Source organism: Vibrio sp. LaRot3 (genome assembly GCF_027587025.1).
GTDB lineage: Bacteria > Pseudomonadota > Gammaproteobacteria > Enterobacterales > Vibrionaceae > Vibrio.
Genome location: NZ_JAPPTI010000021.1, coordinates 15,390 through 28,832 on the forward strand (window position 1 = coordinate 15,390; position 13,443 = coordinate 28,832).

Below are 13,443 nucleotides of genomic sequence, written 5' to 3' on the forward strand. Positions count from 1 at the left end.
TTGTGACAAGCCTCAGAGGAAGAATGGACTTGGCTGGAATAGAGCTTCCACGTCAGGTACGTATTTCTTATCAACGAGGAACATCACAACGTGATCATCTTGTTCAATCACAGTGCGGTCATGAGCAATCAGAACTTCTTCACCGCGAACAATCGCACCAATGGTGGTACCCGGCGGTAGTTTGATATCACCAATGGCGCGACCAACTACTTTGGATGTGGTTTCATCACCGTGGGCAATGGCTTCAATCGCTTCCGCAGCGCCACGACGTAGTGATGATACGTTGACGATATCTGCTCGACGAACATGGGTGAGCAGTGCTGAGATGGTTGCTTGTTGCGGAGAGATCGCAACATCAATCACGCCACCTTGTACGAGATCAACGTACGCACCACGTTGGATAAGAACCATCACCTTTTTCGCGCCCATACGTTTTGCCAGCATCGCTGACATGATGTTGGTTTCATCTTCGTTGGTTAGGGCGATGAACACATCGACTTGGTCGATGTTTTCTTCGGTTAGCAGCTCTTGGTCTGCGGCATCACCACAGAATACGATGGTGTTTTCTAGCTCTTCGGACAGGCGTTCAGCGCGTTGGTAGCTGCGCTCAATCAGTTTAACGCTGTAGGTTTGTTCTAAGCGTTTAGCTAAGCTTGCGCCGATGTTACCACCACCGACAATCATGATACGGCGGTAAGGTTTTTCAAGGCGCTGCAGTTCACTCATCACTGAGCGAATATGGTTACTTGCGGCAACGAAGAACACTTCATCATCAGCTTCAATGATCGTTGTTCCTTGTGGACGAATTGGACGACCTTGGCGGAAAATCGCGGCTACGCGGGTATCAATGTGTGGCATGTGCTCCCGCAGAGCTGATAGGGCATTACCGACCAGTGGGCCGCCATAATAGGCTTTTACCGCTACAAGGCTGACTTTCTGCTCTGCGAAACTCACTACTTGAAGTGCACCAGGGTATTGAATCAAACGTTCAATGTAGCTTGTAACGAGCTCTTCTGGGGCAATCAGATGGTCAACTGGCACCGCGCCTGATTGGAACAATGCTTCTTTTTCTGAAAGGTATTGCGGAGAGCGAATACGAGCAATTCGGTTTGGGGTATTAAACAGAGAAAACGCAACCTGACAGGCAGCCATGTTTGTTTCATCGGTGTTGGTTACTGCGACGAGCATATCGGCATCTTGAGCGCCAGCTTCACGCAGAATGTCAGGGTGGCTGGCATGGCCATTCACCACTCGTAAATCATATTTATCTTGCAGTTCACGCAAGCGGTCGCCATCTTTATCAACGATAGTGATATCGTTATTTTCGCCAACTAGATTTTCAGCTAGCGTGCCACCCACTTGGCCTGCGCCAAGAATAATGATTTTCATAGTGTCATCTCGTTTAAAGGCAACTTATTCAGTAACACCAATTCCACTGAACTCTCACTGGAATTGAAATTAGCTAATGTTTGAAAGTAATCAATGCCTTGAAAATAATAGCGAAACTTACAATAAGCAAGTTTCGCTTTGTTAACATCAGACTTACTACGCGCGTTTGGTCATTACGGCGTAGTAGAAACCATCCATATCTTCTTCACCTGGAAGGATCTGGCGGCCTGGGTTTTCTGGCTCAGAGCCTTGTAGCTCTGCATCTTGTGTGCGCGCTAAGAAGGCTTTTACTTGCTCTTTGTTCTCTTGTGGAGTGATAGAACAGGTTGCGTAGACCAATGTGCCGCCCGGCTTTAGCTGTTGCCACATGGCGTCTAAAATTTCGCTTTGTAGTTCTGCCAGTGCGGCAATATCGTCTGCGCGGCGTAGCCATTTAATATCTGGGTGACGACGAATAACACCTGTTGCTGAACAAGGTGCATCAAGTAGGATGCGATCGAATTTTTCACCGCTCCACCACTCTTGTGGGTATCGAGCATCACCACAAATCACATCCGCACGCAGTTCTAAGCGCTCAAGGTTATCGTAAACACGATCAAGACGTTTAGCGTCGCTATCGATAGCAACCACTTCGGTATCTTCAGTGTGCTCAAGAATATGAGCAGTCTTACCACCCGGAGCTGCACAACAGTCAAGAATCAGTTCGCCGTTCTTAGGTTGAAGGTAGTTGACTGATAATTGCGCTGCCGCGTCTTGTACAGACACCCAACCACGGTCAAAGCCCGGTAGTAAAGTGACGTCGCAAGGTGACGCCAATTTTATCGCGTCTTCGGCTTCAGGATGAATGGTGTATTCAATGTTTTCGCTTTTCAGTAGCTCAAGGTATTCATCACGCGTGTGGTGCTGACGATTCACACGTAGCCACATTGGCGCTTTGCTGTTGTTTGATTCAACCAGTTGCTCCCACTGATCTGGGTAGCTTTCTTGCAGCATTTTTAGTAGCCAGTTAGGGTGGCCATATTTGCCGGCGGTGTGGCTGACCGCTTTTTCATCCAGCGCTTCTTGATCGCGTAGGTAGCTACGTAGCACGGCATTAATTAGGCCACGAAGGCTAGGGCCGCGCAGTGTTTTTGTTCCTTCCACTGTTTCAGCTACCGCCGCGTGAGCAGGGATACGCATGAAGCTTAGTTGGTAGATGCCGACTAAAATTAGGTGGTGGAAGACACGCTTTTTACCTTTAAGCGGATTGTCCATTAGCTCGTTAGCGATTGACTCTAAACGAGGCAGGTAACGCAGAGCGCCATAGCAGATCTCTTGCAGTAGCGCGTGATCTCTAGGTCGAATGGTTTTTTGAGCCGCAGGAAGTGCGTGGGAAAGAGATTGGCCTTTGTCGACCACTTGGAACAAAACGTTGGCAGCAGCAGCGCGAACATTCATGGTGAATACCTTTTGTTAAGGCGAGATCATCTCTGATCTCGAAATGTACGTAATCTTCGTGATATTTGAAGTCGCAGCATGGTTGCCTTGCTGCAACTCCAATATTTAGAGGATGATTATTGAGCCTTTTGGGCTCAAGTTTATTAGCTAAGAACGCTACCGACAGCGAACCAGTCTGCACGAGCATTTAGAATATCTTGCACAGCCATTGCTTTTTTGCCCGGTACTTGCAGTTGCTCCAGCACAAGAACGCCTTGGCCTGTCGCAACGTAGATACCAGTTTTATCTGCTTGTAGAATCGTACCCGCAGGCTTGTCTGACGTTTGCTCAGCAACACGGCTTTGCCATACTTTGATGCTGTTGTCGGCCGCTTCAAAATGGCTCATTGGCCATGGATTGAATGCGCGAACACAACGTTCGATATGAGCTGCGTCTTCGATCCAGTCAATGCGAGCTTCTTCTTTGCTGAGTTTTTTCGCGTAGTTAGCAAGTTCATCGTCTTGCTTTACCGGAACTGCTGTACCAGCGGCGATCTCATTGATGCATTCAACCAGAGCTTGCGGGCCAAGTTCAGCCAGTTTGCCGTACATAGATGCACTAGTGTCGCTTGCTTCAATTGGCAGTGTGGCGATTTTCAGCATGTCACCAGTGTCTAGGCCTATATCCATCTGCATAATGGTTACGCCTGTCTCTGCATCACCTGCCCAAATAGAGCGTTGAATCGGTGCTGCACCACGCCAGCGAGGAAGAATCGAACCATGCACGTTGATACAACCTAGCTTTGGAGTATCAAGTACCGCTTGAGGTAGCAGTAGGCCGTATGCAACGACGACCATGATGTCAGCATTGAGGTCAGCTAACTCTTGTTTCGCTTCATCTGATTTGAAGTTTTCTGGTTGGTAAACCGGAACATTGTGCTCAAGGGCAAGGTTTTTTACTGCACTTGCAGTCAGTTTTTTACCACGGCCCGCAGGGCGGTCAGGGTTGGTGTAAGCTGCAATAACTTCGTGCTCCGAAGACAACAACGCCGCCATATGTTGGGCGGCGAAGTCCGGAGTACCTGCAAAAACAATTCTTAATGGTTTGCTCAAGGTACCATCCTTCTTAATAGGGTTAGCGATTAAGCTTTATTAGACTGTTTCTCGTTGAAACGCTTAATTTTAGCTAGCTTATCTTGAATGCGCTTACGCTTTAGAGGCGAAAGGTAATCGACAAACAGTTTGCCTTCTAGGTGATCAAGTTCATGTTGAACACAGATAGCCAATAGGTCGTCCGCGTCGAATGTGAACTCTTCACCATCACGGTTAAGCGCTTTTACTGATACTTCTGCTGCACGTGGTACGAGTGCGCGTGCACCCGGTACAGATAGACAACCTTCTTCGATGCCATCATCGCCACGCTTTTCTGTGATCTCAGGGTTGATCAGTACCATAGGCTCATCGCGAGTTTCGGAAATATCGATAACTACGATGCGTTGGTGGATATCAACTTGCGTTGCTGCAAGGCCGATACCTTCTTCGTCGTACATGGTTTCAATCATGTCATCGACGATCTTTTGAATCTCTGGAGTAACCGCTTCTACAGGCTTCGCAACAGTGCGAAGGCGATCATCCGGGAATGTTAATACTTGTAATACAGACATATACACTCGAAATGTTGAACTGTGCCGAATCAGGGTAAACCTCGTTGGCTCAATTCTAGACATTTTAGACCTCAAATGACAGCATCATTACGTTTTTTGCGCAGCTTTAGTGTTGAATAAATAACCGCAAAAAGCCCGAGGTTTTGTTGCTCCATAACGGTTTTAACACAAGGATTGGCTATGTATCGAGTCAGGCTTAAAGCATTGCTGACGCTCGCAGCTCTCGTTTCCGCACCATTAAGCTGGGCTGAATCAGCTCTGAAAATCAAAAATGACGCCCCGCAAACCTACACTGTGGTGAAAGGCGATACCCTATGGGACATTTCAGAACTGTACTTAGATAACCCGTGGTTATGGCCAAGACTTTGGCAGGCAAACAGTTACATTAATAATCCTCACCTTATTTACCCTGGCGACAAACTCAATCTTATTTGGCGTAATGGTCAGCCATTATTAAGCCTCAAAACCATGGTGAAACTCAGCCCTCGCGTTCGCTTACTCGATAAGCAAGCAGTACCGGTAGTGAGTGAAAGCCTAGTATTGCCATACTTGGAATCGGATCGATTGCTGACGATGCTGTCATTGCAGCAAGTTGATCGTGTGCTGGGTTCAAGTAATGGAAAGCAGTTTTTAACCAACCAAGACCTGCTCTATATCAGTGGTCAGCAAACTCAAACGGAGTGGGGGATCTATCGTGAGGTGGAAACCTTTACTCGTGATGAGCAACGTGTAGTGGCGTTAAAGCAAGTGGCTCAGGGTGAGTTGAGTTCATCCGATGCGGATATGAGTTCCTTGCGCGTTACCAAGCAAGTTCAAGAAATATTGGTCGATGACATCGCGCTGCCCGTCATTGAAAGTGAGCAAAGTCAGTTGACTACAACCTTTTACCCACAGCCATCACCGGCTGAGAGTGTGGCACACATTCTGGGCACGTTAGAAGGTAGCCAGTATGTTGGTCAAAACCAAGTGGTGGTGATTGATCGTGGTGAGAAAGACAACTTAACCCAAGGCAGTATGTTTGAATTATACAAACATGGTGCGACAGTCAGTGCGAAACAGTCCGCCTCTAAAGTGGTCGAGAAGGCAGTGAAAGATAAGCTGAAAATGCCTAATCAGCGTATTGGCAGCTTAATGGTTATTCGTCCTTATCAGCATTTCAGCTTGGCCTTAGTAACGGAAAGCTTGCAGCCGATTGGTAAAGATACCTTGGTTCAGGCGCCAGTGATTTCTGACAGAACACCTCAGGAGTCAGACACTCAATGACCTCAGAAGCGCTTCGCGCTTGGTTAACGCTCTATTTTACCCCGCGGCTAGGCCCCAAAGGCCTAGCCCGTTTACAAGCTAAAGATAACTTAGAAAATATTGTTCATTCCTCCTCTTCTGCTTTATCGGCTCTTGGGTTTACTTCTACTCAGATTGAATATGTTCGCAATGGCAGTGCAAAGCACGTTGAGCAATGCTTTGAGTGGCAACAACAACGCGAAGATAACCATATTGTTTGTTTGCAAGATATTGATTACCCGCCATTATTAAAACAAGTCTCAGCGCCACCTGCTATTCTATTTATATCAGGGCAACGAAACGTGTTGGCAAAACCGCAGATAGCCATGGTAGGTAGCAGGAACGCTAGTGTGGATGGGTTAGCTTCGGCAAAATCGTTCGCAAGCAGTTTCGCTGAACGTGGCTTAGTCGTGACAAGTGGACTGGCATTAGGGATTGATGGCCACGCCCATGATGGCGCTCTTCAAGCACAGGGAGAAACCATCGCGGTGCTAGGCTGTGGTTTGCAAAACATCTATCCGGCGCGGCATAGGCAACTTGCCGAGCGAGTAAGGCAGCAAGGCGCGTTGGTGTCTGAGTTTCATCCAAGCATTCAGCCTAAGGCGGCTAATTTTCCAAGGCGCAATCGAATCATCAGTGGTTTATCGGTTGGGGTCATGGTGATTGAAGCTGCAGAGAAAAGTGGTTCTTTGATTACCGCGCGATATGCTGCAGAGCAAGGTAGAGATGTTTTTGCTTTGCCCGGCTCTATCCATCATCCACAATCTCGAGGGTGTAACGCATTGATCAAACAGGGCGCGTGCCTAGTACAAAGTGTTGACGATGTATTAAATGAAATCGAAAGCTTGCTGCGTTGGTCTGATATTAATAAGCCTTTGCAGGTGCAACCAAAGCAAAATGATTGGGTTGAACAAATCGATAGTAAACAACAATTGCCATTTGCTGATCTTCTAGCTAACGTAGGCAATGAAGTGACGCCGGTTGATATTCTTGCACAGCGGACCAATATACCAGTGCATGAAGTCATGTTGCAGCTTTTAGAGCTTGAGCTCTCTGGGCATGTTGTTGCGGTTTCTGGTGGCTATATTCGTAAGGGGAGGGGCTAGCTATGATGATGGATATCCTAATGTATCTATTTGAAACTTACATCCATAGCGATGCTGAGTTACAGGTCAATCAAGATGAGTTAGAAGATGAATTGCTTCGTGCTGGTTTTGATCAAAAAGACATATATAAAGCCCTTGTCTGGCTAGAAGAGCTTGCGGCACTGCAACAAAGTGAAACGCACTCCGCTATTTCAGTTTCAAGTGGTGCGGTCTCTACGCGTATTTTTAGCGATAAAGAGATGGCGCGCCTCGATCTTGAGTGTCGTGGTTTCTTGATGTTTCTAGAGCAAGTCAATGTGCTTAATACTGAAACGCGCGAAATGGTTATTGACCGTGTGATGGGGTTAGAGACTCAAGAATTCGAACTCGATGATCTAAAATGGATTGTGTTAATGGTACTGTTTAACGTACCGGGCAACGAAAACGCCTACACGCTAATGGAAGAGCTTTTGTACAGTAAAGAACAAGGTATTCTTCATTAGATTGAGTCGCGATGAGTAGTAAAATCGATCAACAGTTATTCTCCGCTCATGAGCACGCCCTAGAGCATCAAGCTTGTCCTAAATGTCAGGAACAAGGGCGTGATGGTGAACTGCAATTACGTCATGGTAAACATGGCCCATTTCTCGGTTGTCATTTGTACCCAGCCTGTGACTACATAAAACCCCTGCATCAAAATGACGGTCATGTGATTAAAGAGTTGGGCGTACCTTGCCCAGACTGCAGTCATGAATTGGTGCTGCGCCAAGGCCGTTACGGAATGTTTATTGGTTGCAGCCATTACCCTCAATGCAACCATATCGAGTCTTTAGATCAACCAGAAGAAGAGCAATCCGATCATATCGCTTGTCCTGAATGCGGCAAGGGTGAACTGGTTGAGCGTAAAACCCGTTTCGGCAAACTGTTTTATGCTTGTGATAACTACCCTAAGTGCAAGTTTGCGGTGAATCAGCCGCCAGTTTTGGGTAAGTGTGAGAAGTGCGGTTTTGGCTTATTGGTTGAGAAGAAACTCGCTAGTGGCACTAAGCTGCAATGCGCTGATCGAAAATGTCACCACACACAAGAAAGCTAACTGGCAACGTTAATCAATCAAAGATAAAAAACGGCGCATTTAGCGCCGTTTGTATTTATGGGTGTTGCTGATTTAGCCTTTAAAACTCGCTGCAAACTCATGAACAGCAGGGAAAGCCTGCTCATCTAACACTTCAGCGAGAGCGCACAGTTTACGTTGCAACTCACCAGTGTAGTCACCACACACATTGATATGACCCATCTTACGACCGGCACGCTTTTCTTTGCCGTACCAGTGAATATGACAGCCATCCATCGCCATCAATGATTCAGGTAAGCTATCTTCACCAAGGATGTTGATCATGGACGTTTCACGAACCAATTTAGTGCTACCAAGTGGTAAGCCGCAGACTGCGCGTAAGTGGTTTTCAAACTGACAAGTTTCCGCACCTTGTTGTGTCCAGTGACCGGAGTTATGTACACGCGGGGCAATTTCATTGACGAGCAGTGTGCCATCAACATCGAAAAACTCTAGCGCCAGTACGCCAACGTAGTTCAAGCTTTCTGCCACAGCTTGGAACATCTGTTTGGCTTGTTGTTGAAGCGCTTGATCGGCAATGGCGGTTGATAAGCTAAGCACACCATTGGTATGAATGTTCTCTGCTAATGGGTACACCGCCACAGAGCCATCTTTACCACGCGCACCAACTAATGACACTTCACGGTTAAAGGGTACGAATTCCTCGGCTACGATGGCTTGAGTTGGTGTTGCAGCAATGCACTCTGCCATCTCTTGCCAAATCGCGTCAGCTTGGCTGGCATCTTTTAAACGCCACTGGCCTTTGCCGTCATAACCACCAAGGGCGCTTTTAAGCACCATTGGAATACCAACGTAGTCAATGGCGTGTTGGAAGTCTTCACGAGTTTCAATGACCGCATATTTAGCATTACGTACCTTGGCCTCGTCTAATAACGCCTTTTCAATACGGCGATCGCCACCGGCTTTAATCGCTTGAGCGGAAGGGAGGAACTTACCGCTGCGCTCGCACTCTTCAAGAATATCATGAGGGATATGTTCGAACTCCGCTGTGATGACATCGGCTTGTGCAATCGCACTCTCTAAGCCATGACCAATCACCGCTTGAGTCAGTGGATGTACTACATTGCCACTACCCACATCGTAAGCAGAAAGCTCAATATTCAGTGGCGCGCCAGCCAGTGACATCATGCGTGCCAGTTGGCCTGCACCTAACACCAATACGTGCATGGTCTAGTCCTCAGCGGGGTTTGGGTTAGCCAATACTGTTTCTGTTTGCTCTGTGCGGAAGGCCTCAACCTTAGCCATTACTGCTTCATCGTGAGTACCAATGATTTGCGCAGCAAGAATGCCCGCGTTTGCTGCGCCTGCTTCGCCAATGGCTAACGTGCCAACTGCGATGCCTTTTGGCATTTGAACAATCGAGTACAGAGAGTCGATACCACTCAATGCGCGAGATTGTACTGGTACACCAAGAACAGGTAGTGAAGTGAAAGCCGCTGTCATACCCGGTAGGTGAGCCGCGCCACCTGCACCTGCGATGATTACTTTAAGGCCGCGCTCTTTCGCGCTCGTTGCGTAATCTGCAAGCAATTGAGGAGTTCGGTGAGCTGAAACCACTTTTGTTTCATATTCAACACCAAATTGGTCGAGCATTTCTGCTGCGAGCTTCATGGTTGGCCAATCAGATTTCGAACCCATGATGATACCGACTTTCATCTCAAACTCCTTCAAGTTACGAATAGGGTAAAGCAGTAAATTTGTGCGCATTATACGAGGATTTTCGATTCAAGCAAACGTTTGCGTCGGTTTGATTATCGATTCAAATTCCTTACGGACACAATTTATAAATAATTTGCTTTAGTCATGTGTTGAGAATGTTAGTACACTGAATAAAAACAGTAACAGACAACAAAGAAAGGAAGTTCAGTGGAGAACTTTGAGCAAGCACTTACAGCACTTCAGCAAGGGGAAGTGATCGCTTACCCAACTGAGGGTGTGTTTGGTGTCGGCTGCGACCCAGATAGCCCGCAGGCAATTGAAAAACTCTTAACCTTAAAACAGCGCCCAGTAGAAAAGGGGCTGATTTTAATTGCGGCTAATTATCAGCAGTTATTGCCTTATATTGATGAATCACAGCTAACCGAGCAACAGCTAGAAGCGGTGAAAGCATCATGGCCGGGGCCGTACACTTGGATAATGCCTGCCAGTGATAAGGTGTCGAACTGGGTATCTGGTCAGTTTGATTCAATCGCCGTTCGTGTTACTGACCATCCTTTAGTACAAAAGATGTGTTTAGCTTTTGGCAAACCCCTTACTTCTACTAGCGCCAACTTAACGGGTTTACCACCCTGTATGACCACTGAAGAGGTGGAGCAGCAATTAGGAGATAAGCTGGTGGCGATTTTACGTGGAGAAACGGGAGGCCGTGATAAACCAAGTGAAATCCGTGATGCGAAAACGCTACAAGTATTAAGACAAGGTTAAGGGTTCGACTAATGCCAAGCACCATTGATAAACAAGCGGTAAAGCAGTTTCTTCTAACATTACAAGATTCGATTTGTCAGCAGTTAGAGCAAGCGGATGGACAAGCTGAATTTGAGCAAGACGCTTGGCAACGAGAGCCGGGAGAGAAACTGGCTGGTGGCGGTCGCACGCGAGTAATGACTGATGGCGCAGTCTTTGAACAAGGTGGCGTGAATTTCTCGCATGTTCAAGGCAATCAAATGCCAGCATCGGCGACAGCACATCGCCCTGAGCTCGCTGGGCGACGTTTCGAAGCCATGGGCGTCTCTTTGGTGATGCACCCTAAAAATCCTTATATTCCAACCTCTCATGCCAATGTTCGCTTCTTTATTGCAGAAAAAGAGGGAGAAGACCCTATCTGGTGGTTTGGTGGTGGCTTTGATTTAACGCCTTTTTATCCTTTCGAAGAGGATTGCCAATATTGGCATAACACTGCAAAAGAGATCTGCGCGCCATTCGGTGACGACGTCTATGCTGATCATAAAGCATGGTGCGATAAGTATTTCTATTTGCCACACCGTGAAGAGACGCGTGGTGTCGGTGGGCTATTCTTTGATGATCTCAATCAGTGGGAGTTTGATAAGTGCTTTGATTACATCAAAGCAGTGGGAGAAGGTTATACCCAAGCTTATCTGCCGATTGTGGAGCGCCGTAAACAAACGGAATATGGTGAACGCGAACGTCAGTTTCAGCTTTATCGCCGCGGCCGCTATGTCGAGTTTAACTTAGTGTTTGACCGTGGCACTTTGTTTGGCCTCCAAACGGGTGGACGCACAGAGTCGATATTAATGTCGATGCCGCCACTCGCTCGTTGGGAATACAACTATCAGGTAGAGCCTCATTCACCAGAAGCGGAGCTATACAATCATTACCTAAAACCGCGGGAGTGGTAAAACTTTCCTCCTTATATAGATAGTGATAGTGTCATAACCATCATATTTAAAGTCGCCGTGTGTTGAGCTCATCTATCTAGGCTCTATATAGATAGAGTGGATAGAGGTCATGACTTCGCGGTGGCTTTAAGTTTCGTCTCGGTTTCAAAGAAGGATGTGCAGGTAAGGATATGACACAACAAATAGATCGCTACGCAGTGTTTGGTAACCCAATCGGACACTCTAAGTCTCCTTTTATTCATACCTTGTTTGCTCGTCAAACGAACCAACCCATGACTTATACCGCCGAGCTAGCGCCGATTGATGGTTTTGAGCAGGCAGCGACCGAGTTTTTCTCTCAGGGCGGTCGAGGTTGTAACATTACCGTTCCTTTTAAAGAGCAAGCTTATCAGTTCGCTCATCGCCTAACGGGACGAGCGCAATTAGCTGGTGCGGTGAATACACTTAAAAAGCTCGATGATGGCGAAATCATTGGTGACAACACCGACGGTGCTGGTTTAGTACAAGATTTACTGCAATACCAAGTGCCACTAAAAGATGCTCGAATTTTGTTGATTGGTTCTGGCGGTGCGGCGCGTGGTGTCGTACAACCTTTATTGGAGCAATCTCCGGAGCTTTTGGTTATCACCAATCGTACTTTCAGTAAGGCTGAGCAGCTGGTATCCATGTTTGCAGGGTTTGGTAACGTTGTCGCAAGTGAGATGAATCAGCTAGATCAGCCATTTGATGTCATCATCAATTCAACCTCCGCCAGTTTGTCGGGTGAGCTTCCTGCGATATCGCCTGCAATTTTCTCCTCGACATCGACCGCCTATGACATGATGTATGGCAAAGGAAAAACGACCTTTAATCAGTGGGCATTAGATAACGGTGTGGCTCACGCTTATGATGGTTTAGGTATGTTAGTTGGCCAAGCTGCGGAAAGCTTTATGCTATGGCGTGGATTAAGACCCGGGACGAGACAAATCCTCAGAGAATTACGTAAAAATTTAGAAGGCCTATAATGAACCAGTCAATTTTGTTTCCAGATATCCAAGATTGGAATCAAGACCTGCAAGCCGTGATATTCCCTGCTCAACAAGCAGGCGCTTTAATTGAATGTGTGGCAACTCTGGCTTATATCAATAAGCTAAGCGGCCAATCGGTCGTAGAGCCAGAGCAAGCTCTTCAATTATTCATCGATAATCGTTTTGAAATTGAAGAGCAAGCGGAAGAGCTAATAGAAGAGGAAGAGTTTAACCAACAAGGTCAAGTTGAGCTTAATTAGATTGATTTGACCTCATGTAAGTAATCCTCTTTATTCTGCACATAGTTATCGGCAGATTTTTGTAGAAAGGCGCGTTCTTTGTCAGTCAAAGGACGTGCCTTTTTTACTGGACTACCAACATATAGGAACCCACTTTCTAAAACTTTGCCCGGTGGTACTAAACTTCCTGCACCGATCATCACGTCTTCTTCTATAACTGCCGCATCAAGCACGATAGCGCCCATACCAACCAACACGCGATCTTTGATGATGCAGCCATGCAGCATAACTTTGTGTCCAATGGTTACCTCGTTGCCAATGATTAGCGGGTAGCCTTCAGGATTTTCGGCGTTCTTATGCGTAACATGAAGGACACTGCCATCTTGGATGTTGGTGCGATGACCAATATGGATATGGTTTACATCTCCCCGAGCAGCCACCAATGGCCAAATACTCGAATCGTCACCAATTTTAATATCTCCAACCAAAATCGAAGTGCTATCTATATAGACACGCTGGCCGATTTGCGGACTTATACCTTTATAACTGCGTAGAGAAGACATGATTTATCCTTGTTATTGGCTGATTTTGGTTAATTTGAGCATAGAAGAGTCGAAGAAATAAGCGTTTGTGAATAGAAAATACCCAAACAATAAAAAAATCAAAAAAAACGATAAAAAGGGCTTGCCAACGTGACGGCGATCTCTATAATGCCCCCTCGCTGACACGGGAACGCTTCGAAAGAAACAAGAACGGTTCAGCAGGTTAATTAGCCAAGCCAAGCGCTTGAAAAAAGTTTTGAAAAAAGTGGTTGACACTAAAACTTAACTCGCTAAAATGACCGCCTCTTGTTGAGTGATGTGAGTCACAAACAA

At 46.7% G+C, this 13,443-nt stretch carries 15 protein-coding genes; 8 read left to right on the top strand and 7 right to left on the bottom strand.

What is annotated here, in order from left to right; all coding sequences use genetic code 11:
• Positions 1 to 12: 12 nt before the first annotated feature.
• From trkA to def, 4 genes are all read right to left on the bottom strand, one after another.
• Positions 13 to 1,389 (bottom strand): Trk system potassium transporter TrkA, encoded by a 1,377-nt coding sequence (gene trkA / locus OH461_RS19880; protein ID WP_270022273.1) that lies wholly within the window; start codon positions 1,387 to 1,389, stop codon positions 13 to 15.
• 156 nt (positions 1,390 to 1,545) lie between these two features.
• A complete protein-coding gene (gene rsmB / locus OH461_RS19885) occupies positions 1,546 to 2,826 on the bottom strand; it encodes a 16S rRNA (cytosine(967)-C(5))-methyltransferase RsmB (RefSeq protein ID WP_270022274.1) in 1,281 nt (426 codons plus the stop codon).
• A gap of 143 nt (positions 2,827 to 2,969) precedes the next feature.
• Positions 2,970 to 3,917, bottom strand: coding sequence for a methionyl-tRNA formyltransferase (gene fmt, locus OH461_RS19890; protein ID WP_270022275.1), 948 nt, complete (start codon positions 3,915 to 3,917; stop codon positions 2,970 to 2,972).
• 29 nt (positions 3,918 to 3,946) lie between these two features.
• On the bottom strand, positions 3,947 to 4,468 hold the full coding sequence (gene def, locus OH461_RS19895; protein ID WP_270022276.1) for a peptide deformylase: 522 nt from the start codon (positions 4,466 to 4,468) through the stop codon (positions 3,947 to 3,949).
• A gap of 180 nt (positions 4,469 to 4,648) precedes the next feature.
• On the opposite strand from def, the gene OH461_RS19900 reads away from it, so the two are divergent.
• The 4 genes from OH461_RS19900 to OH461_RS19915 are packed head-to-tail and all read left to right on the top strand — an operon-like array spanning position 4,649 to position 7,927.
• Positions 4,649 to 5,731 carry a LysM peptidoglycan-binding domain-containing protein gene (locus tag OH461_RS19900; RefSeq protein ID WP_270022277.1) on the top strand — a complete coding sequence of 361 codons (1,083 nt, stop codon included), beginning with the start codon at positions 4,649 to 4,651 and terminating at the stop codon, positions 5,729 to 5,731.
• Positions 5,728 to 6,855, top strand: a complete 1,128-nt coding sequence (dprA, locus tag OH461_RS19905) for a DNA-processing protein DprA (protein WP_270022278.1) — start codon at positions 5,728 to 5,730, stop codon at positions 6,853 to 6,855. The genes OH461_RS19900 and dprA overlap by 4 nt, the downstream gene beginning before the upstream one ends.
• Positions 6,856 to 6,857: 2 nt before the next feature.
• Entirely contained in the window at positions 6,858 to 7,337 is a 480-nt protein-coding gene (locus OH461_RS19910; RefSeq protein WP_270022279.1) for a DUF494 family protein, read from the top strand.
• Between the two features lie 11 nt (positions 7,338 to 7,348).
• Entirely contained in the window at positions 7,349 to 7,927 is a 579-nt protein-coding gene (locus OH461_RS19915; RefSeq protein WP_270022280.1) for a DNA topoisomerase family protein, read from the top strand.
• A gap of 72 nt (positions 7,928 to 7,999) precedes the next feature.
• Here OH461_RS19915 and OH461_RS19920 read toward each other — a convergent pair whose 3' ends face one another.
• Positions 8,000 to 9,133, bottom strand: coding sequence for a 5-(carboxyamino)imidazole ribonucleotide synthase (locus tag OH461_RS19920; protein ID WP_270022282.1), 1,134 nt, complete (start codon positions 9,131 to 9,133; stop codon positions 8,000 to 8,002).
• 3 nt (positions 9,134 to 9,136) lie between these two features.
• Positions 9,137 to 9,622 (bottom strand): 5-(carboxyamino)imidazole ribonucleotide mutase, encoded by a 486-nt coding sequence (gene purE, locus OH461_RS19925; protein ID WP_270022283.1) that lies wholly within the window; start codon positions 9,620 to 9,622, stop codon positions 9,137 to 9,139.
• Positions 9,623 to 9,832: 210 nt separating this feature from the next.
• On the opposite strand from purE, the gene OH461_RS19930 reads away from it, so the two are divergent.
• From OH461_RS19930 to OH461_RS19945, 4 genes are all read left to right on the top strand, one after another.
• The gene (locus OH461_RS19930; RefSeq protein ID WP_270022284.1) at positions 9,833 to 10,390 is read left to right on the top strand and encodes an L-threonylcarbamoyladenylate synthase; all 558 of its coding nucleotides are present in this window, start codon (positions 9,833 to 9,835) and stop codon (positions 10,388 to 10,390) included.
• Between the two features lie 11 nt (positions 10,391 to 10,401).
• The gene (gene hemF / locus OH461_RS19935; protein WP_270022285.1) at positions 10,402 to 11,322 is read left to right on the top strand and encodes an oxygen-dependent coproporphyrinogen oxidase; all 921 of its coding nucleotides are present in this window, start codon (positions 10,402 to 10,404) and stop codon (positions 11,320 to 11,322) included.
• A gap of 170 nt (positions 11,323 to 11,492) precedes the next feature.
• A complete protein-coding gene (gene aroE, locus OH461_RS19940) occupies positions 11,493 to 12,326 on the top strand; it encodes a shikimate dehydrogenase (RefSeq protein WP_270022286.1) in 834 nt (277 codons plus the stop codon).
• Positions 12,326 to 12,589 (top strand): DUF1488 domain-containing protein, encoded by a 264-nt coding sequence (locus tag OH461_RS19945; RefSeq protein ID WP_270022287.1) that lies wholly within the window; start codon positions 12,326 to 12,328, stop codon positions 12,587 to 12,589. The genes aroE and OH461_RS19945 overlap by 1 nt, the downstream gene beginning before the upstream one ends.
• On the opposite strand, the gene OH461_RS19950 is transcribed toward OH461_RS19945, so the two are convergent.
• The gene (locus OH461_RS19950; RefSeq protein WP_270022288.1) at positions 12,586 to 13,131 is read right to left on the bottom strand and encodes a gamma carbonic anhydrase family protein; all 546 of its coding nucleotides are present in this window, start codon (positions 13,129 to 13,131) and stop codon (positions 12,586 to 12,588) included. The two genes, OH461_RS19945 and OH461_RS19950, sit on opposite strands and share 4 nt — an antisense overlap.
• Between the last annotated feature and the right edge of the window lie 312 nt (positions 13,132 to 13,443).